Origin of the sequence: Streptomyces sp. NBC_00859 (assembly GCF_045161865.1) — a bacterium.
In the GTDB taxonomy this organism is placed as follows: domain Bacteria; phylum Actinomycetota; class Actinomycetes; order Streptomycetales; family Streptomycetaceae; genus Streptomyces.
This window is the reverse complement of the sequence record NZ_CP108826.1, coordinates 16,213-35,096: the sequence shown is the minus strand read 5'-3', so window position 1 is coordinate 35,096 and position 18,884 is coordinate 16,213. Positions and strand designations below refer to the sequence as shown.

Genomic DNA, 18,884 nt, shown 5'->3' with positions numbered 1-18,884 from the left:
GTGGTCAGCTCGCTTTCGCGGGCCCGTGGGGAGGCCGTGAGGCGTTCGTGGCCTGTACGTCGAGGACGATCTCCGACAGCAGCTTCTTCGTGATCGTCTGACTGCCGTCCAGCACCGCGGCGAGAGCCGCCTCCCGGACGAGCTGGGACAGGCTCGCCATCACACCCCCGGTCCGCAGATGGATGTAATCGGCGTGCCGCACGAGCATTCCCGTGCGGTGGTGCTGCAGCCGCAGGGCCGCCTCCATGTCCGTGAGGAGCTTGCGCCAGGCAGCGCGTTGCACCGCCGTGCCATTGAGCAGGGGCGGGGTGCGCAGCATCTTGAACCGGGCCGCGAGTTGCGCGCCGCGCGGGCCGGTGAGCACCGGGGCTCTCTCCACATCGACCCCGGCCAGCACGAAGGTGGCCGGGATACGCTCGGCGAGCGCTTTGAGCTGGTCGGAGGTGTCGGCTCCCGGCCTGGTCCGGGTGTTGAGCAGATGCACATCGTCGATGAACACGATCCTGGTCCCGCGCTCACCCAGCACGGCGCACACCGCGTCGGTGATGGTGGTCTCGGTCATCCGGTCGTGCACAGGCAGACACAGGAACCGGGCGAGCCCCCTGACTAGAGCCTTCGGCGAGTAGGCGGGCGGGATGCCGGCGAACGCGACCGGCAGGGTGTCGGTGGGGCCGTGCTGGCGCCGGTAGGTGAGCTCGAAGCTGCGGCCCAGCTCCATGAGCGTGGTGGACTTTCCCGCCCCCGGTGGCCCGGACACGATCAGCCCCCGCCGGGCGGTGCCCTCCTGGCGGTGGTTGAGCACCAGCAGCAGCCGCAGCTGACGGACCGCCTGCTCCATGGCCGGGGTCTGCAGGGTCACGAACGCGGAGTGATAGTCCAGTTGCGCCCGTGGCGTCCAGAGCGGATCACCTACCGGCGGGGCAATCTGACGCGGCTGCGCCAGGGAGGACCGCCACAGCGTGTAGTTCGTGATCGGGCTGAACGTCGGCCCCTCGTCCTCAAACGAGCCGCTGGCCAGCCCACTTACAGCAGCCACAGGTCGTCCTCCGTCCGGGTGTCGGTGCGAATCGCGGACCCGGCGCTCTCGCCAGGGGCGTCGTCCGGTGCAGAACCCTCTAGCCCGGCGAGGAGGGCATCGTCCTCGTCGGGCACCGTCTCGTCGTCAACCTCCGGCGCCTCGTACACACCCGCCAGCCCGAACGACAGGGTCGGGGCGCTCAGCAGATCGAGTTCGGCCGCCGGTGCGGCCAGCGTCTGGGCCGCATGCGACTTGGCCACCACCCGCCGCTCCCGGCGGGAGAGCTTCGTCTCCTTCTTCGACGCCCGCTTAAGGAAGTCATCCAGCGCCAGCGCGAGCTGCGCCTCGTGCTCATCGCGCGAGGCGGTGCGCTCGACCACCGCGCAGATGTGCTCCCAGACGTGGTGGGTGAACGGCAGGCTCACCCGGGTGGCATGAATCCAGGGCACCTCGACGAAACCGTCCGCCAAACGGACCCAGATGCGGGCGGGGTCGTAAGGGTTGTGGTGGACCTCCCACCGGCCCTGGCGCGCCGTCACCCCCGAGTCCTCACCGCGGTACCCGTTCAGACAAGCGCCGTCGTAGGTGCGGTAGTCGAACCTGATGCCGTTGTCGGTGATCGCCTGCCAGCGCACCGGCAGCAGCTCCACATAGTCCTGCGCGCCCAGCGGCACCGGCACGTAGCCCGCCACCGGAAGCAGCGCCGCCCACATCTGGTTGGGAGTGAGGGCCTTTTTCGGCATCAGCGGATGCCGCAGCCCCTGGTGCGGGCGATGGTGCCAATGCGCCAGGAACTCATCGAACAACGCCTGCAACTCCGTCAGAGTCCACAGCGGTTCCTTCTCCACCTTCGAGCCGCGCTCGGAGACGTTCGACCCCAGATATCCGGGCAGCCACTGGCAGAACAATGTGTTGACGGACCCGAACGTCCGCTCCACGTGCCCCTTGGCCGGCCCGTTGGCCGGCGGCACCGGCTGCAACGAAATGCCCAGGCTCTCGCATGCCGCCACGGTGGCGGGCGAGACGAACACCTTGCCCTGATCGACCACCACCGTCTCAGGCACGATCACCGGCCGGGCCGCGGCCTCAGCCAGCCGCTCGTCCAGAGCGGCCAGCCGCGCGTGCGGGATCACCGACGCGGCCATCGACAGACACTCGCCCCAGCCGGGCCGCATCACCAGCGGCGTCATCAGCTGCGCCAACAACACCGCCACATCGGTCAGTTTGCTGCCTGGCGGACGCAGGATCCCCCACAGCGAACCGGTCGCCACATCCAGCGCGGTCGTCAGCTCAGGCCGTCCCCTCACCCCGTTGTCCAAGACGCCCAGCACGTCCAGCGGCGTACTGTCCATCATCACCAGCTCACCCGGACGCAGCGCCACCGTCGCAGTGAACGGGGGAGCCGGCCGACTGGACCGCGAACGCCGCTGCGCCACCGTCCCCTCCAGCCGGTGGTGCTCCTCCATCCGGCGCAACAGCTTGGTGAACGTGGACGGCGCGGGCATCTCCACCACACCCACCCCGTGCTGCTCCTCCAGGCGCCACCGCGTCTGGCGGTACATCCGCTTCACGAACCCCCGCGACCGTGAGCGCTCCTCCTCCTGCCGCAACTCCTTCTCCAGCGCGGCGAGGACCCGGGCATCGGCCTGCCCCAGCACTGTCGTCCCGCGACGCTTGCGCACCAGCGCCCACACCCCGCCTCGCCCATACCGCTCCCGCCACCGGCGCACCGTCGCCCGGCTGACCGGGTGCCCCGCCGCGGTCAGCTCCTCCGCCTTGGCCTGCTCCCGCTGCGCCAGGGTGGTGCGCGCGGGGTCGAACGCGTCGCGCACCGGCCCCTCACCGCCCACCACCGGGTGACCGGTCTCCACCTCCCGCACGTGCCGCGCGATCGCCAGCGCCCGCTCGCGCACCTGCGCGGGCACGGTCTCCAGCAGGCCCGACTGGGGCACCTTCAGCGGGGGTGGCCCGCCGACCACCTCGAAGCCGGGATCACTGAGCAGGGTCGGCAGTGCGACCACCGCCGTCGTCCCGCCCGCGTCGTCCTGGCTCAGCCAAATCTGTCCCGGCCCGATCCCGCGCACACGCCACCGGCGGCCCTCAAAGACCACCAGGCTGTCGACCTCCACCACCGGGCGCGTCACCGCTGACTCCCCGGGCCGCGCCGGGCGGCCACCGCGAGGGCCTCCCCGTGCAACGCCACCTCGAGCGGAGCCTCCAGCACACCGCGCCACAGCGCGTGAAAGACCGCCGGCCACACCGCGAGAGGGTCGCCCAGTGCCCGTACCCCATCCACCAGAGGCCGCGGCGCGCGAAAGCACTGGGCGACCTGCTCCAGCCCGCCCGCCCCGCACCGCGGATGCCGGAATCCCGCCAGCCAGCGCACATTGGCCTCGGCCACCGCCGTGGGCGGCCCCACCAACCGGTAGTTCCAGCCTGCCGCCTCGGCCACCGCCTCCACGTGCACCGCCCGCTGGACCAGGCGCCGCCCGGCCCCCCGTACCCCGGCGCAATCCACCAGCACACCGCTGCCGTCGATCAACCGCGTCATCAGGTGCGGCGCGTGCGACACCACCACCCCGCCCCGGCCCCGCCACAGCAGCTCCACCGGGCGGCACGCGATGGCCGCCACCGACGGGTCGCGATCGAGCATCATCACCTGGGTGCGCATCGCGCCGAACCCGTAATGCACCAGCCGGCCGGTCGTCGCCGACCACCACCAGCCCGGCGCGGTCCGTCGGCCGCGCTGCACCGGAAATTTCTGGACGGGAACGCAGTCCTCCAGCGCGACCTCCCCGGCCGCCTGCAGCCAGGGCATCTGATGGTGCTGCCCGCCGGCGTCCACGAATCGGGCCTCCACCGCCGACGCGGGCACCCGTCGGCGGGATGCGTGCGGGCGGGCGGCAGCGTTCACACGTGGCGGAGACTCCCGCGGGACTGACGGTGTTTCAAGCATGGGTGATGGCACCTTTCGCTTAAGGAAGAAGACGAGGGAACACGGGGCGGTGCCCGGTGGTTTCGGAGTGCGGCTCGCGAGGGCATGCCGCAGTGCAGGCCGAGGCGGCCAGCCGGCGCCCCGCGCGCTCCGGGTACCGGGCAGCGCACCGCGCTGTCAGGGCACAGGGACGAGACGGCTCGGGCAGCGTGAGCCTGGGCTCGGAGGACAGGGGTACTGCGGCCGGGCCTGCAACGCCCCTCGATACGAGGGAGTATGAGGGTGGTTGATCGCCGAGCGGTGCGGCCGGATGCGGCGTACCGCACGCGTCACAGGGCAGCCCGCAGCACGGTCCTTCCCCGGGAGCGGTGCCGTGAGGGCCGTCCCGCGAGGGCAGGGACGGTGTGGCGGTCGTGCTCAGGCCGAGACGAGATCCACGAGCGTCGCCGCATGGTCGAGCAGCGCCATGTAGTGCTGCGGCGGGAGTGCTCGCAAGTCGCTGTGCGTCATACCCATGAGCAGAGCGGGCTCCGGAGCGCTTTGCGCGCCCGGTGGCTGTTGCGGCGGGACGGCGCCCGCGGCGGCTGTGAGCGCCGCCGACGGGCAGATCTTCATGGAGGCGTCGCGGTGCACCACAAGCGCCAGCACCAGCCACTCGACGAGATAGGTCCCGCGCCGTGCCTTGCCGGGCACACTCGGACACAGGCGCTGCCCCAGAGTCGCCTGATCCACCGGCGCGTCCTGCAGGGCAGCGCGTGCGGCCCGGGCCGACCAGTGCTGAAGGAACTGAGCCTGCAGCAGGAGACGCGCCTGCGTCTCGTCCCGGCGCTGCATCTCGGCAATCGCCCAACCGGCGGCGGTCACCGCGTACTTCCCGCGGGCTCCGCGCACGAGGCCGACTGTCTGGAGGAAACTCACCACGCTGCCGAGCGTCTCGGTGCCGACCTCGGTCCGCTCGGCAAGGGCGTGGCAGGTGATGACCTGCTCGCCGGGCCCGCTGAGGTCCGCGAGATCCAGGAAGATGCGCCACTGCTGGGCGGGGGCGGTCCTGTCACTGGGCGTCGGCCGCGCGCCCTGGTCAATGGGAAACGTCACTGTCCGCCCTCCTCACCGGTGAAGGGCGTATGAGGGCGCGGGACGGCATGCGTAGGGGGGACGTTCATCGTGAGGCCTCTTTCGGTCGTGCAGGGGGATGACACTGACGCGCGGAGCACCTCACCAGTTGAACTGGCTATAGTGACCGTGCGCGTGAGGCCTAAAGCATGCGCAGTTGCGAACTCCGCCGGGTACCGCCGGCGGAGTTTGCGCATGTCCAGGCCATGTGCGGTCCTTGACGCGCTGCTGGTTCAGTCCTTCATCGGCTCGCTCTCTGTGGGCACGCGCCGGTATACACCGGTCCGGGGACGCATCAACGTCCCCCGCTGGACCAGTCGGCCCAGGTCTCGGGCGCAGTTCTCCGCTCGCACATCCGGGCGCATCCGCCGTACCTGTTCGGTGATCTCGCCGTACGTCGCTTCGTCCCGCTCGCCGAGGAACGCGAGAATAAGGCTGCTCACACTGAGTGGGGTGCGTTGCGCTCGGCCGTTGGGGTCCGGCCGCGGGGGAGGGGAACTGGAGTGTCCGTGAGGTTCACCGGACTCTTCGGCGAGCTGACGGATCCGCATCCGGACCTTTTCCAGCATATGGTGCGAACTCCGGGCCATTCCGGCGGAGAGTTCGGCGTGCCGGTGGACTGCCTCCAGCTCGAGCGTCAGAGCCTGACGGCGCAATTCCGCCTCACGCAGATTTCCCTCGTCCTCAGGACAAGCACTTCCAACTGCGCCTGCCATGCCTTCAGTCGGACGGAATCCATCGGTTCCCTCCCCTCCACCGGTGTCTCGATGTCTGCTGCCGACCCTAGCGCCGGGCTCAAGGTTCATCCGGTCCATCTGCGGCCGTGCGGGCCGCGCAGCGCGCCGATGACCGGCCCGAAAGCCGTGCGGCGCCGGGCTGCCCTCCTGCGGTGAAGACGTCTGTACCCATCTGGGTGACGCAGGTCGCTGCGCTGACCCGGGCCGGGCAGGTGCGACGTCTGAATGATCAACAAGGCGTGGAGGACGGCGAATTGGAGCTTTCGGGCGGGCGGTGCGGGCTGTGAGGAGGCGCATTCGCGCGCCGAAAGCGTCCCCCGGTCGTCCGTCGGCGTTCTTATCTCCGGCGCAGTCGTGTTCCCCATCGCGCCGCCGCCGTGCGCCCCGCGGACAGCGCAGTTCCCAGGGTGCCGGGGCCCGGCTCCTCACCCCTTTCGATCGCCTCCGAGAACTTGCTTAAGCGAAGTTCTGGGTGGTGTGCGGGGGTGCGACCGCAGTGACTGGCCTGCTCGGCAGGCTGAGGGATCGTCTGCCGCACGTGGCTGTCTGGTACCTGCAGGTGAGGTCAAGGCGGTGCGCGAACCTGCGCGTGGAAGAAACTGTGGTCTCCCGCTCCCAGCAGGGCGACACTGCCTCCTGCGGTGTGTCTCGCACCGGGCCCGCTGCAGCTCGCCGGGCCGTGGGTAGATGCTCCGTTTCCCGATGGCGAAGAGGGACGCGGAGGGACTTGGCCGCCCCACGGCCGGACGGCACGGCCCCGGTGCCGTCCCTGGCCTTTGCTGAAACCTGAGGTCAGCGGTCCGCCGTCACGGTGGCGGCTGTGCGCACCGTGTCGATCAGCCAGTGCACCTCGGACTCTCCCCGGTTGTACTCCCAGACGTTCAAGACCCCGGCCTGGGCGAGTCGGGCCAGCACTGTCTCCAGCTGTTCCTCGGGCAGTGTGCAGATGCGGGCCATCGCGGCGCTGTCCGTGCTGCCCCGCGCAGCCCCGGGGGGCAGGTGTGTGCGCAGGGCGAGCGCCGTCAGGCGTACCTGCGGGCTGTGTCGGCGCAGAGCGGGGGAGAGCGTGGTGCGCAGCGCCCAATCGGCCGCTTGGGCCCGGCCGGCGCGGCCGGGTGTCTGGGTGAGCACGGTCGGGTCGAGGAGCTGTACCCGGTGGTCGCCGCTGGACGGTGGTGTGTGGTGCAGCCAGTGGGCCTGTTCCAATTCCCGCCACAGGTTCGCGCTGCCGTGGCGCATACCGCGCAGGAGCCCGGCGGGCAGGAGCACCTGTCCGCGGCGGTCCGTGCGCAGCGCGCACTGCAGGGCGAGCAGCCGGCCGGCCGCGCTGCAGACGGGGAGGGCGGCGGCGAGGTAGGAGAGCATGTCGCGGACCCGTTCGCTGGAGCCGGGCACCGGCGTGCCGTCGGGGGAGCAGGGGTGCCGCGGCACGGACCGTGCGTTCTGCGCATCGGGAACCGCCTCGGGGACGACGGCGGCGTACTGGGTGGCGGCGGCGCAGGCGGTGCATGTGTCGGCCAGGCGCCAGGTGCGCCCGCCGCGTTCGCGGGCGAGGACCAGCAGGACGGGGCCGGCGCAGCCGCGGTGTCGGGGGTGCCAGCGGCAGCCGCGCTCGTGGCACTGGCAGGTTCGCAAGTGCGGGGCCAAGGCGTCGCGCCGAGCGTGGCGGGCGAGATGGTCCAGGACGGCGGAGCGTGCCGAGGGGAGGGTGAAGCCCCCGCCGTCCGGGGTGCAGTGGGGGCAGACCAGGAGGCAGTCGCCCTGGTGGGGGCGCAGTTCCACGGTCCAGGTACGGCACCGCAGGGGTTCGGGGGCGCGGGGCCTCATCGGGCGGGGGCCTTTCTCTGTGCTACGCGTGTGCTTCCGTCGTGCGACGGACAGGGGGTGGGCCCGCACCATAGTGCAGACCTCTGCCCTGTGCACCTCGCCTGCCACCTGCACAGATAGGGCAGAGGTCTGCACTGACAGGGCAGGGGTCTGCACCGTCGGATGGTGGAGTGACGATCTTCCCGCCCGACCCCAACCTCGCCGCCCTGCGCCTGCAGCTGGCACGACTGCGGGGTGCGCGCGGATGGACCTACGACGAACTGGCCAGCCGCAGCGGCCTCTCCCGGCGCACCCTCATCGAAATCGAGCAGGGCCGCACCACCGGATCCCTCCCCACCTGGCACGCCCTCGCCCACGCCCTCGGCGTCCCCGTCGACCAGCTCCTGGGCTCTCTCTGTGAGGGCCACGAACCGCCCGCAGAGCCGACCGGCTGACGCCCTCCCGCCCTGGGCGTAATTCACCCGACCCAGCCACCTGACCGCACGGGTGCCCGAACAACCGCACACCCGTTCCCGAACCTTGGGCCATGCGAGGGACATTCACCGCCTGGATACCGCCCGGGGCGCGTGTCGCCTGTCACCTTCACGGCCATGCGCCCCACCACCTCCTCAACAACCCACCGCCGGGACGGCGACGGCACCATCCGCCGCCCCCACGCCCGGCGCTTGCGCGTCACCACCCACACCTCCAGCCGCCTGCTGCGCACCGCCCAGGCCGCCCGCTGCCCCACCGGCGGCAACCTGGTGGAGTGGTACGCCCGCCCCACTCAGCCGGCCGTCGCTCTCCATCCCCGCGAACTGCCCGCCAGCACTGTGCCCGACCACCAGCGCTGGCACGTCAGTTCCGGTTACGCGCACCCCGCCCACGACGGCACCCCCTGGTGCCGGATCTCCCACCTGCTCCTGTGCCCCACCCAGCCCCACCAGCAGGAGACCACCCCCCAGCTCGGCGGACTGCGCCGCCGACTGGCCCTGCACACCCGCCGCCTCCTCGACGCCAGCCAGCTGACCGCGCCTGAGCCCCGCGGCACCCCACCGCCGGCATGCAGGCCGGCTCGGCCGGTCATCCAGCTCCTCCACCTGCTCTACCTCGCCCGCCGTCCCGTCGAAGAATTGCAATGCGTCGCCCAGACCCGCGCCCGCCACCGCTGTCCGCACCCCGTTCGCGACCCGCACCACCCCGCCGGCCAGTGGATCCTCCTGCCCGCCACCTTCGGTGCCGGGCAACTCGCCGCGCCCCGCGCCGTCATGGCCGTCTACGACCTCACCCGCCTGCCCGCCACGGAGCAGCAGCGCTGGCGCACTCAGCGGTGCCCGGCCCACGCCGCCGCCCCCACCCCAGCCGATCTCGCACTGAGCGACTTCGACCTCTTCGACCCGCTCGTTCACCACCAGCACATCCACTCTCGCCTGCCCCGCACAGGCCCTCACCGCAACGGAGCACGGAGATGAACCACGCCCTCGGCTTCCCTCGCAACCCGCCCGCCACGAGGACCGAACTCACTCGTGCCGCCCCCCACGGCGGGGCTGGCCGCGCGCCACGACCACGCTCGCCTCACCGCCGTGGTCCTGGCCAAGACCACCTGCCGGGCAGATGCCCCCCACCCACAGCCGGCTCGCTGAACTGCTGCCGACCTGGCCACCTGCTCCCCGGACGCCGGCGGCCAGGCGCGCACTCGCCGACCGCATCCACCGCCGGGCCGACCAGCGCTGCAGCGCGCTGCAGACCCGCAGCAGACCCCACACTCACCCCCGGAGCACCGACATGCTGAACCCGACTGCCGAACAGACCGCGGCCGCAGAACGATTCCAGGCCGGGGAGCACCTGGCCCTCCAGGCCGGTGCGGGCACCGGCAAGACCACCACCCTGGCGCTGCTCGCCTCCCGAACCCCGCGCCCAGGCCGCTACATCGCCTACAACCGGGCTATCGCCCTGGACGCGGCCGCCCGCTTCCCCACCACCGTGATCTGCAAGACCGCCCACGCCCTGGCCTACGCCGCCCTCGGCCACCGCTACCGCACCCGCCTGAACGGCCCCCGCCAGGCTGGCTGGCGCACCGGCGCGGCCCTGGGCATCACCAGGCCGGTGCGGATCGGTGACCGGGACGTCTCGCCCCGGGCCCTGTCGCACACCGCGCTCCAGGCCGTGACCCGCTACTGCCACTCCGCCGACCGCACCTTGACCCGCCATCACGTACCGCCGCTGCGCGGCATCGAGGACCGCGGCCTGCACGCCGAACTCGTGGCCGTCGTCCTGCCCTTCGCACAGAAGGCCTGGGCCGATCTCCAGCACCCCGACAACGGCGTGGTGCGCTTCGACCACGACCACTACCTGAAGATGTGGGCTCTGTCCCAGCCGAAGATCGACGCCAGCTTCCTGCTCCTGGACGAGGCGCAGGACACCAACCCCGTCGTCGAGCAGATCTTCACCGCCCAGCGTGACCACGCCCAGCTGGTGATGGTCGGTGACTCCGCCCAGGCCATCTACGGCTGGCGCGGTGCCCGCGATGTGATGACCGGCTTCGACGGCACCGCCCTCACCCTCTCCCAGTCCTTCCGCTTCGGCCCTCATCTGGCCCAGGAGGCCAACCGGTGGCTGGCGATCGCCGGCGCGCCCATCCGCCTGGAGGGCACCGAATCCATCCGCACCGAACTCGGCGCCACCGATCACCCGCAGGCGGTGCTGTGCCGGACCAACGTCGGCGCCATGACCGAGGTGATGAAGCTCCTGGCCGTCGGTCGCCGCGTCGCCCTGGCCGGCGGGGGGTCAGCACTCAAGGCCCTCGCCCAGGCGGCCCGTGACCTCAAGGAAGGGCGCCGCACCGCCCACCCGGAACTCATCCTCTTCTCCAGCTGGGGCGAGCTCCAGGACTATGCCCAGCAGGATCCCGCCGGAAGCGACCTGCTCCCGCTGGTCGACCTCGTCCAGGAACATGGCGTCGACGCCATCCTCACCGCGGTCGACCAGCTCGTCGACGAGTCCCGCGCGGAGGTGACCGTCTCGACTGCGCACAAGGCCAAGGGACGCGAATGGCCCCAGGTGAAGATCGCAGACGACTTCCTCCCGCCCAAGGACACCGAGGAGAAAGACTCCCAAGGCCTGCCCGTGCCCGGACCTATCGACGAGACCGAGGCCCGCCTCGCCTACGTCGCCGTCACCCGCGCCCGCCACCGCCTCGACCTCGGAGGACTGTCCTGGATCCACCACCATCCGGACGGCAACCCGCCCCCGAGCACACCCCGCCACCTCCTCACACCGTGACAGCACCGCTGATGCGCGTCGGAAAAATGGGCACGCACAGTGCCTTGCTTACGGTCCGCGGCCGCACGGCCCACGCGGTCGGGCTGGATTGCCTGCACCGCCGGCTGCGTCACCTCTCCCGGTCGTCCTCGTCATTCATGCGACCCGCTGACGTCAATTCCTGGGACTCCTGAGGCACAGAGTATTTATTGGTGGTGCCGGGACATCAGGGAAACCTGTTGGTGCGCGTTTCTGGCCCGACCATGCACTTTGGCCGGGCGGAACAAGAGGCAGTGGAACGGCGCGTCACCCGGCGTGCATCCAAAAGCGAATGTCTTGTTCGCGGCGCCGGCAGCCCATGGCGCCTGCAGGGGTCGAAAAAGTGCCGTCCTCGCCCGGACAGAAGCAATCACGCTGGACGGTATGCGTCTGGCACTCACCCGATTCCTTCTGTCCCCTGTCGCCAGCTGGCGGGCCGCACGGGCGGCAGCCCGCAGTTCGGGCGACCTGTCCTTCGACACCGCGTGGCGGCGTGAACGCGTGGCCAGGCACCCGGACGAGGTGATCTACCAGCAATACGGGCACCAGCCGCCCACCCTCCCCGGCGGTGAGCGGGACACCGGCACGGCCGCTGGAGAACAGGTCCCCAAACCAGGCCCTGCCCAGGAGACCTGAAGAATCACCGATCCCGCAAGGCGTGACGAAAGAGGCAGAAGAAACCCGTGTTACCTAAGAGGAAAACCGGTTTCGGCCATCTTCTGTAACGCGCGATTTTCGCACGGTGAACGAGTGAAAATTCCTCGCGTCGTATCAACGCGTACCAGATCGGGGGGATTTCATGCCTGACTTCAGTGCCCTGTCCGCCGTGCTCGGCGCCGGGCTGCCCGCCACCTTCACATTCCTGTATCAACGCCTGGAACACCTCCTGGACCGACACGGCGCACCCGAAACCGCCCTGGCCGCACCGGTGCCCCTGAGCGGCGAACTCAGCCTGCCGCTCACCGCAGACCAAAACGAGCTCGCCACCCGCCAGGAGAACCTGGAAACGCTGCGCGACGTCCTGGACTCCTACCGGCGAGACCCCGCGCGGATCGACGCCGCGGACCCGGCGCTGCTGCGCCTGCTGGGACGGCTGCGCGGCACGCTCGAAGAGGTCTACGGACAGCGTCTGACGTTCGCGGGGGAGAAGGGCCGTGAACCCTCAGGTCCCTACGCGCGACAGAGAATCGGCACGGTCCACGGCGAAGCCGTTGCGATCGACGCCGACACCGTGAGTGGACGGGTGGATGCGGACCAGGACATCACCACCATCGAGGAGGGCGGCAGGGCGATAGGCATCCGCGTCCGCGATCTGAAAGGTCCTCCGTCGTCATCCCGGTAACGCACGGCCCATCCACCCGGCCGGCCTCGAGAAGGGCTTCCTGTGACCTCCGTTCCGCCCCCGCACGCCCCCGATGCTCCGCCGCCGCCCGTGTCTCCCGCCGTCAGCCTCGATACACCCCCCGCTGACACCTCAGCCGCGCGGCAGACCGATCCTGGCACCCCGCCTCCTCCAGACCCAGGCCCCGTCGATACCGCCGCGGGTGCCGGGGCCGTGGACGGATCCGACGCGAGCGCCGAGCCGTACTGGACCGGGAGCGTCAACCAGCGCATCAACACCAACCGGGGTGTCGTCATCGGCACGCTCATCGAGCAGAGCTTCCGGCGGCTGCGCGGTACCACCCTGTCCCACAGCGAGGTCACCGAGTACCTGCAGACCTATGTCCGGCACGAGGACGACGACCTGGCGATCGCCAAGATCCTCGACCACAGCCCCGTTGTCGTCCTGACCGGCGCGAACGGCAGCGGCCGCTTCAGCACCGCTCTGCACGTGCTGCAACGACGGGCCGGCGACACCATCCGTCAGGTCCGCAGAGAACCCGACACTCCGTTCGACATAGCCGGCCTGCGCGAACCCCACACCGGCTGGATCCTGGACCTGCGCACCGAAACACCCCCACCCGGCTTCGGACGCGAACTGGCCGAGGACGCAACCGAGTTGCCGGAGGGTTCTCTCCTCGCGGTCCTCATGAGCGCCACGGCGTGGGAGACGTGCAGCGGGGGAGCAGCAGACCTCAGCCACTCACTGACAGGCCCGCCCCGGGCGGACATCCTCCAGAGACAACTCGACCAGGCACCGCTCCTCATCGACAGCGGCAAGTGGGCCGCCGCCGTCCCCATCCGGGACGCCATCGCCCACCTGGTGCCGGCACACGTCGCCGCGTGGGCCGATGCCATCATCACCACCGAAGAGGTCGAACGCGACACGGGCCGCCTCACGCCCAGCACAAAGCTCGACGACGAGTATTTCCACGTCTTGGTCCAGAACGTCGTCAAGGCCGCCACGGACTGGCGCAGCGACCTCCTCGAATGGCACACCGCGCACGAGGACAGCGCCTACCGCAACTACCTCCTGGCCGCTGCGGTGCTGGAGGGTGCCACCTCGGAGAAGGTCTACGAAGCGTCCGTCACCCTGGCCAAGGCCCTCAAGGAGACCCCACCCGACCAGCCCGGACAACAAGGACTCGGCGTTGTCGCGCTCACCCAGCGAGCCAAAGCCGACCTCCAGGCGGACGGCACCATTCGTTTCCGCTACCACAACTACGCCGAAGCCGTCGTCGACTACTTCCTCGATGACCGCCCGCACCTCCTCAAGGAGTTCACCGGCTGGACCGCCGCCCAAGTCATCGGCCTCGAACCGCACATGGCCGCCCCGCTGGCCCACCGCGTCAGCCAGTGGGTCGTGCGCTACACGGCACGCCACCGCAGAACCCGTCTGCTGCGGTCACTGGCCGAGCAATGGTCTGCTCCCTACCACGATGCCGCGCGCGACCTCCTTGTCCTGGCCGCCATCGACGACCACGCCGGGGACCTGGCCCGCGCCGCCTACCGGCGATGGACCAAAGAGGCCGCCACCCTCACCGCCGACTTCAGAGTCGTCCTCATCCATGCCTGCCAGCGCCTGGCCGAGGTCTATCCCACCAGCATGCTCGCCCGCCTCGCCGAACTCGCCACCTCCACGAACCACGACGACGCCCGCGACGCACCCGTGGACGACACGGTCACCAAAGCCGTCAGCCAAGCCTTGAACTCCCTGTGGGACCAGAGCGATCAACGGCTCGCCATCCACCGGCAGCTCACCTTGTGGGCTCAAGACCATGACCTCCCGCACCAAGCGGCAGCGCAGAGCACGTTCGCCCACCTCGCCGCCCGCCGCACCCCCAACGGCCCCGCTCTCGTGACCGACTCCACGATCGGCACCCAATGGCTGACCGACATGTGGCGCAACGCCCTGCCCACGACCCGCTGGTCCCCGACCGTCGCCGACGCCTTCGCGTACTGGATGCAGACCGCGCTGAACAGACCCGACCTGAGCACCCGCATCCAACAGATCTTCCGCGACGCCGTACACCGCCCGACCGACCCGCACTACAGCGCCAACCGGCTGGTGGCCATGCAGAGCCTGCTCTTCAGCTGGGCCCCCACCCCGCCCTCACAGCAACCCGGCGACGCCGTGCATCTACGGGACCACCTGCTCACCGGCCTGATAGCCGAAGATCCCGCCGCAGCCCCGAACCCCGATGCACCGCAACCGTGACCGGGCCGGCTGGCCCGCGCCGCGTACCGGCCAGCTCACCATCACCGGACTAGCGCTGCCCAGCAACGTTCCCGCACACAGCTTCCAGGCGGACCTGGCCGGGCGCTGGGAAGAAATCCCCGCCCCCCGCCCCCACCACGATCCGCGCGCGGCCGCCGCCCACCACGCCGTTGCCACAGCCCGCGCCGTGGCCAGCCAATACCCGCTGACTGAACTGCACGCTGCGCAGGTCCACCTCAACAGCCGCCTGGGAGCCGAGAGCGACCTCGCCGACGCTCCCGTTCGGCTGCTGTGGGCCACCGTGCACCTGACCGCCACCGATCATGACCTCGCAGCCGTCACCGCTCTGCACCGCCGCATGCAGGACGAAGCCCTCAACGAACAGGTCCACAGGCAGCGACAGCAAAGGGCGGAGGAACTGCACCAGGCACTGGCCACCACGCCCACCCTGGCACTGACCTACTGGCTCACCCACCACCCCGATACGAGCGACGACACCCTCAAGGCGGTCGACCGGCTGAGCCGCGAGATCACCGCACACGCCCCCCAGAACGCCTGGGTACAGATCGCCCGGCTGCTCCAGACCTTCGTCGCAGAGCTCACCACAAAGCAGCGTCTGAACCTTGCGGAGAGCCTGACGCACATCGTCATCCGCTACGACCAACCGCATCTGGCTGAACAGCTGAGGGCCATCACCCTGAGCATGTCCTCCGAGGACAACCACGCCCGTCCTGACCCGCCACCGGGCTAGCCGACGTACCTCACACCGTTGCTTCCCCGCCCTCAGACCAGAGCAGGAAACGGGCACTGAACCGGGGGAAGCCCGCCAGCCCCGGAGCAGCTCTCGCCGGCGGCCCCGGGGCGCCGGGTCCCACTAAGCGCACCTCGCAAGGTGGCGACGGCCGTGTTCACGATGTCACCCGTAGGCGCGCCCAGCGAGTGCCCGCTTGACGCTTGAACCATGTGGCTATATTCACCCAATCCGGTCAACCTTATGGAATGAAAGCTCTTTTCTGGTGAGTATGAGCTAGGTTTCTTATGTCTTGGTGTTGTGGGTTGGGTAGGGGGTTGGGATGGCGGAGGACCAGGTAGCCGACGGCGGTGTGACGGTGGCGCGGAACGTTCCGCTCAGTGTGGACGATGCCCGTACCGCGCTGTACCAGCTCGTGAAGGACGCGGAAGAAGGCCGGACCACCGTGATCCGCCGCCGCCGCCAACTCGCCGAACTGGCACCGCTGCAGCGCCTTCCCGCCGCCCAGTACAAGGAGTCGGGCCTGGCCTCCCACACCCTGACCGCCGCCCAGAAGAAACTCGGCGACCTGGTGGCGGACGCAGCTGCAGGCAACCCCCAGGTGCTGCTGCGCCGCAGCACCCCCGTCGCAGTCCTCCTCCCCGTGACCGACGGGCAACTCGCCGCCACCAGCACCGCGCCTGCCCCCGAGACAACTGAACCCGTGCCCGCCGGTCCCCAGGAAGAGGTCCCCTTGCCCAGCGCCCGCAGCGCCTCGGCTGGGCCGGTGCGCCCGCGCAGGCTCGCCTCGCTCGGCGATGTCGTAGACGGTGTGCTCGCCGCCACTGCGGCACCGCCCGTCATGTACGGTCTCACGGCCTTGGATGCGGCGACCGGTGGTCTGCAGCCGGGTCATCTCGTGGTGATCGCGGCAGCGCCCGGCGCGGGCGGCTCGCTGCTGGCCACCGGGGCCGCACGGCATACCGCTCTGACCCTGGGGCGCCCGGTGCTGTACGCGGCGTCGGGTCTCAAGCATGAGGATGCGGCACGGCGGATGATCGCCGCCGAGGCGGGGGTCGACTACCAGCGGTTGCGCGCCGGGGAGTTGACCGGCCCCGAGCGGGTGGCGGTCGGGGAGGTCTCCCAGCGGCTGACCCAGGCCCGTCTGTTCTTCGACCACGGCGAGGACCTCACCGCCCAGACGATCGCGGAGAGCGCCCCCTATATCGAGGACCTGGCCCTGGTGGTCGTGGACCGTCTGCAGTATGCCGCTGACCCCCACACCCCCTCTCGGGCCCCGCCGTCGTAGATGCGGCCCGGGCTCTGGCGCATTTGGCCCGCAGCCTGCAGGTGCCGGTCCTCGCCGCGTTCGACACCGACGATCCGGCGGCTGTCGCCGCGCTGGACCCCGACGTCACCCTCACCCTGACCCGCCGTGGCGAGCGCGCTCAAGTGGTCGTCAGCGAACGCGACTTCGGGCCCCTGGCGACGGTTGAGCTGCGCGCGGAGCTGCCTTACACCCGTTTCGCCGACCTCGGTACGGCTCCCGCCCCGGCGCCTTCCGCTTCCCGTCCCGCCGCGGTCCAGCCCACCGGACGTCCCGGGGCGCCGCCCGCGGAGAATGATGCGGTCGTCGCTGAGCAGGTGCTCGCGTCGGGGGAGGTTTCCGATGCGGAGATGGGGGTGGAGCCGGAGGTGGCGGAGAAGGGGACGGTCTTCCCGGCTCTGGCCATTCTGCGGGCGTGCGCGGACGAGCACTCGAAGATGCACCCGGTGAGGGTGATCCGTAAGGATCTGCGCGAGGGTGCGCCGTGGACGCTGTTCAGTGAGGTCATGGACGGGGAGCCGCGCTGGGTGCACCCCGAGGTGGAACGTGTGCGTACACGGGGCGGGAAGCGCGATGAGCTGATCGTGCCCGACAGCTTCGGCGCCGGGCAGCTCCTGACGATCGACCGCAACGGCTCCTATCCGTCCGCCTGTTCGGCCGTCCCGCTGGCGCCGAATATTCTTCATCACACCGGGCCGCTCGAGGCGCGTGCCAATGACCAGGCGGGAGCGTTCCAGATCACCGTGCCCGCATGGAACCATGCCGAGATGCCGCACCCGCTGGGCCGCATCGCCGACCGCATGGACGAAGACGGGCGCGCCTGGGTCACGACCCCGCACCTGAAGCACTTGGAGAAGCTGATCCGCCAAGGACTTATCACCGAGCCCCTGACCATCCACGACTCGTGGACCGGCCGGCTGAACGAGTCGCTCTTCAAGCCCTTCTACCAAGCAGCGAAGGACGCCCGCACCGAACTGCTCGCCGCCGGGGGTGGGGAGCCGTACGTGGAGTACAAGCGGCGTCTGTCGATCGGGCTGCGTCTGATCTGGCCCAAGGGTGAGAAGGTCATCTCCCCGTTCTGGCGCCCGGATTGGCGCATGAGCCTGGTTGCGGAGGCCTCCGTACGCCACTGGGCCACCGCCTGGCGGGCCGTCCAGGCGGGCGCGACCCTCGTTGCCCTGCGCAACGTCGACGAAGCGGTCTTCTTCACCTCCGACGTGACCGCCCCCGCCCCGTACAAGGTCGGCACCGGCTTCGGCGAGGTCAAGATCAAGACCGAGGGGGATGACGTCTGATGGCATGGGGAGACAATCTCGGCGCCGCTCTGAACGCTCTCCTGCGGGCGCACGGCGCTCACCCCGGGGACCGGTTGAAGTCCTACCGGGCGAAGTCCTGGCATGCCCAGCTGGTTCAGCTCACGTCCACTGCCCGCGGGTATGCGGCGCTTGAAGCGGCCGGCCTTACGGTGAAGCCCCGCACCTTGGCGAGTTGGCTGGCTGATGAGGAGTATCAGGTGCGGTCCTCCTACCGGACGATCATCGCCAGGGCGTACGAGGCCGTAGCGACGATCCCTCCCACCCCTGTCCCGCAGAGTTTCAAGGACAACCAGTTCGAGATCAGGGGAGTGGTGAAGACCGGAGCCGACGAACGCGACCGCGGAGCGGATGGCACCGCACCGCTGCGGATCGACGGCCGCAACGGCAACTGGGATGCCATCGAGACCAAGTGGCTTGCAGGAGTCCTCACGGACGAGGAATTCGAAGACTGCTTCATCAACGACGTGGTCGTCGAAGACATCGGTGAGGGCACCGATGGGTGGGAGTTCTCGGGGTCTTCGTACAACATCACCTGACGGTGGTGCTTCAGGGCGTCGGTGCCAGGAAGGATCCCAAGCTCGTCACACTGTCAGTGCTGTCGGGTACGGTGTTTCTTGGCGAGCTGAACGCCCATCCTGCTGTCGCGTGCCCAGGCTGCGCGAGTTCCGGGAGAAGGTCCTTCGGGATCCAGACGGTTGAACCGGCCGATCCTCTTCTTCTTTCACTGGCCGTTGGCTTCGAGGTCGAGTTGATCCCGAAATGCGGCATCCCCGCTGTACGCCGCGACAAGCTGGTCGAGATTCGAGATCCGAGGTCCGGGAGCGACGACCGGCCCCGCTCGGGCGGGCTCGACGCCCTGGTCATCGACGGTCTGCCGCAGAGCGAGCGTTCGCCGCGAGCTCCTGGCCCGGACGCCAGGTGAACGTTGGCCGCGCCCATTTCGGGACGGGGCGGGCGGCAGCCGGCTCCCAGTGACCGGTGTGCGCAACGAGCTGGAGCACCTG

Annotated in this window: 18 protein-coding genes; 12 read left to right on the top strand and 6 right to left on the bottom strand. The window is 70.1% G+C overall.

Annotated elements, in window-relative coordinates:
- Window positions 1-4: 4 nt before the first annotated feature.
- From OG584_RS00165 to OG584_RS00145, 5 genes are all read right to left on the bottom strand, one after another.
- Entirely contained in the window at window positions 5-1,036 is a 1,032-nt protein-coding gene (locus OG584_RS00165) for an AAA family ATPase (protein WP_405773676.1), read from the bottom strand.
- Window positions 1,024-3,162 carry a transposase gene (locus OG584_RS00160; RefSeq protein WP_405773674.1) on the bottom strand — a complete coding sequence of 713 codons (2,139 nt, stop codon included), beginning with the start codon at window positions 3,160-3,162 and terminating at the stop codon, window positions 1,024-1,026. The genes OG584_RS00165 and OG584_RS00160 overlap by 13 nt, the downstream gene beginning before the upstream one ends.
- Entirely contained in the window at window positions 3,159-3,863 is a 705-nt protein-coding gene (locus tag OG584_RS00155) for a TnsA-like heteromeric transposase endonuclease subunit (protein ID WP_405773672.1), read from the bottom strand. Before OG584_RS00155 ends, OG584_RS00160 begins: the two co-directional genes overlap by 4 nt.
- Before the next feature lie 507 nt (window positions 3,864-4,370).
- Complete coding sequence (locus tag OG584_RS00150) at window positions 4,371-5,048, bottom strand: hypothetical protein (protein WP_405773670.1); 678 nt, start codon at window positions 5,046-5,048, stop codon at window positions 4,371-4,373.
- Window positions 5,049-5,299: 251 nt separating this feature from the next.
- On the bottom strand, window positions 5,300-5,509 hold the full coding sequence (locus tag OG584_RS00145) for a hypothetical protein (protein WP_405773668.1): 210 nt from the start codon (window positions 5,507-5,509) through the stop codon (window positions 5,300-5,302).
- Between the two features lie 66 nt (window positions 5,510-5,575).
- Between OG584_RS00145 and OG584_RS00140 the strand changes: the two genes are divergently transcribed.
- A complete protein-coding gene (locus tag OG584_RS00140) occupies window positions 5,576-5,959 on the top strand; it encodes a hypothetical protein (RefSeq protein WP_405773666.1) in 384 nt (127 codons plus the stop codon).
- Between the two features lie 636 nt (window positions 5,960-6,595).
- On the opposite strand, the gene OG584_RS00135 is transcribed toward OG584_RS00140, so the two are convergent.
- Window positions 6,596-7,630, bottom strand: a complete 1,035-nt coding sequence (locus OG584_RS00135; protein ID WP_405773664.1) for a hypothetical protein — start codon at window positions 7,628-7,630, stop codon at window positions 6,596-6,598.
- A gap of 170 nt (window positions 7,631-7,800) precedes the next feature.
- Between OG584_RS00135 and OG584_RS00130 the strand changes: the two genes are divergently transcribed.
- The 11 genes from OG584_RS00130 to OG584_RS00080 all read left to right on the top strand — a co-directional run bounded on the left by OG584_RS00130 (window position 7,801) and on the right by OG584_RS00080 (window position 18,802).
- A complete protein-coding gene (locus OG584_RS00130) occupies window positions 7,801-8,064 on the top strand; it encodes a helix-turn-helix transcriptional regulator (protein ID WP_405773662.1) in 264 nt (87 codons plus the stop codon).
- Window positions 8,065-8,220: 156 nt separating this feature from the next.
- Window positions 8,221-9,081 (top strand): DUF6083 domain-containing protein, encoded by an 861-nt coding sequence (locus tag OG584_RS00125; RefSeq protein ID WP_405773660.1) that lies wholly within the window; start codon window positions 8,221-8,223, stop codon window positions 9,079-9,081.
- A 313-nt stretch (window positions 9,082-9,394) separates the two neighbouring features.
- Entirely contained in the window at window positions 9,395-10,891 is a 1,497-nt protein-coding gene (locus OG584_RS00120) for a UvrD-helicase domain-containing protein (protein WP_405773658.1), read from the top strand.
- Between the two features lie 402 nt (window positions 10,892-11,293).
- A complete protein-coding gene (locus OG584_RS00115) occupies window positions 11,294-11,545 on the top strand; it encodes a hypothetical protein (RefSeq protein WP_405773656.1) in 252 nt (83 codons plus the stop codon).
- Between the two features lie 163 nt (window positions 11,546-11,708).
- The gene (locus OG584_RS00110; RefSeq protein WP_405773654.1) at window positions 11,709-12,251 is read left to right on the top strand and encodes a hypothetical protein; all 543 of its coding nucleotides are present in this window, start codon (window positions 11,709-11,711) and stop codon (window positions 12,249-12,251) included.
- Between the two features lie 213 nt (window positions 12,252-12,464).
- Window positions 12,465-14,507, top strand: a complete 2,043-nt coding sequence (locus OG584_RS00105; RefSeq protein ID WP_405773652.1) for a hypothetical protein — start codon at window positions 12,465-12,467, stop codon at window positions 14,505-14,507.
- Window positions 14,491-15,258 (top strand): hypothetical protein, encoded by a 768-nt coding sequence (locus OG584_RS00100; RefSeq protein ID WP_405773650.1) that lies wholly within the window; start codon window positions 14,491-14,493, stop codon window positions 15,256-15,258. Before OG584_RS00105 ends, OG584_RS00100 begins: the two co-directional genes overlap by 17 nt.
- 322 nt (window positions 15,259-15,580) lie before the next feature.
- A complete protein-coding gene (locus OG584_RS00095) occupies window positions 15,581-16,546 on the top strand; it encodes a type II toxin-antitoxin system prevent-host-death family antitoxin (protein ID WP_405773648.1) in 966 nt (321 codons plus the stop codon).
- 23 nt (window positions 16,547-16,569) lie between these two features.
- Window positions 16,570-17,859 (top strand): hypothetical protein, encoded by a 1,290-nt coding sequence (locus tag OG584_RS00090; protein ID WP_405773646.1) that lies wholly within the window; start codon window positions 16,570-16,572, stop codon window positions 17,857-17,859.
- Window positions 17,859-18,416, top strand: a complete 558-nt coding sequence (locus OG584_RS00085; protein WP_405773644.1) for a hypothetical protein — start codon at window positions 17,859-17,861, stop codon at window positions 18,414-18,416. Before OG584_RS00090 ends, OG584_RS00085 begins: the two co-directional genes overlap by 1 nt.
- A 2-nt stretch (window positions 18,417-18,418) precedes the next feature.
- The gene (locus tag OG584_RS00080; RefSeq protein ID WP_405773642.1) at window positions 18,419-18,802 is read left to right on the top strand and encodes a hypothetical protein; all 384 of its coding nucleotides are present in this window, start codon (window positions 18,419-18,421) and stop codon (window positions 18,800-18,802) included.
- The last annotated feature ends 82 nt before the right edge of the window (window positions 18,803-18,884 follow it).

Bases quoted from the DNA above. Each gene is read 5' to 3' on its own strand.
- OG584_RS00135 (WP_405773664.1), bottom strand. From the start codon at position 7,630: ATGAGGCCCCGCGCCCCCGAACCCCTGCGGTGCCGTACCTGGACCGTG.
- OG584_RS00125 (WP_405773660.1), top strand. From the start codon at position 8,221: ATGCGCCCCACCACCTCCTCAACAACCCACCGCCGGGACGGCGACGGC.
- OG584_RS00120 (WP_405773658.1), top strand. From the start codon at position 9,395: ATGCTGAACCCGACTGCCGAACAGACCGCGGCCGCAGAACGATTCCAG.
- OG584_RS00115 (WP_405773656.1), top strand. From the start codon at position 11,294: ATGCGTCTGGCACTCACCCGATTCCTTCTGTCCCCTGTCGCCAGCTGG.
- OG584_RS00110 (WP_405773654.1), top strand. From the start codon at position 11,709: ATGCCTGACTTCAGTGCCCTGTCCGCCGTGCTCGGCGCCGGGCTGCCC.
- OG584_RS00100 (WP_405773650.1), top strand. From the start codon at position 14,491: ATGCACCGCAACCGTGACCGGGCCGGCTGGCCCGCGCCGCGTACCGGC.
- OG584_RS00095 (WP_405773648.1), top strand. From the start codon at position 15,581: ATGGCGGAGGACCAGGTAGCCGACGGCGGTGTGACGGTGGCGCGGAAC.
- OG584_RS00085 (WP_405773644.1), top strand. From the start codon at position 17,859: ATGGCATGGGGAGACAATCTCGGCGCCGCTCTGAACGCTCTCCTGCGG.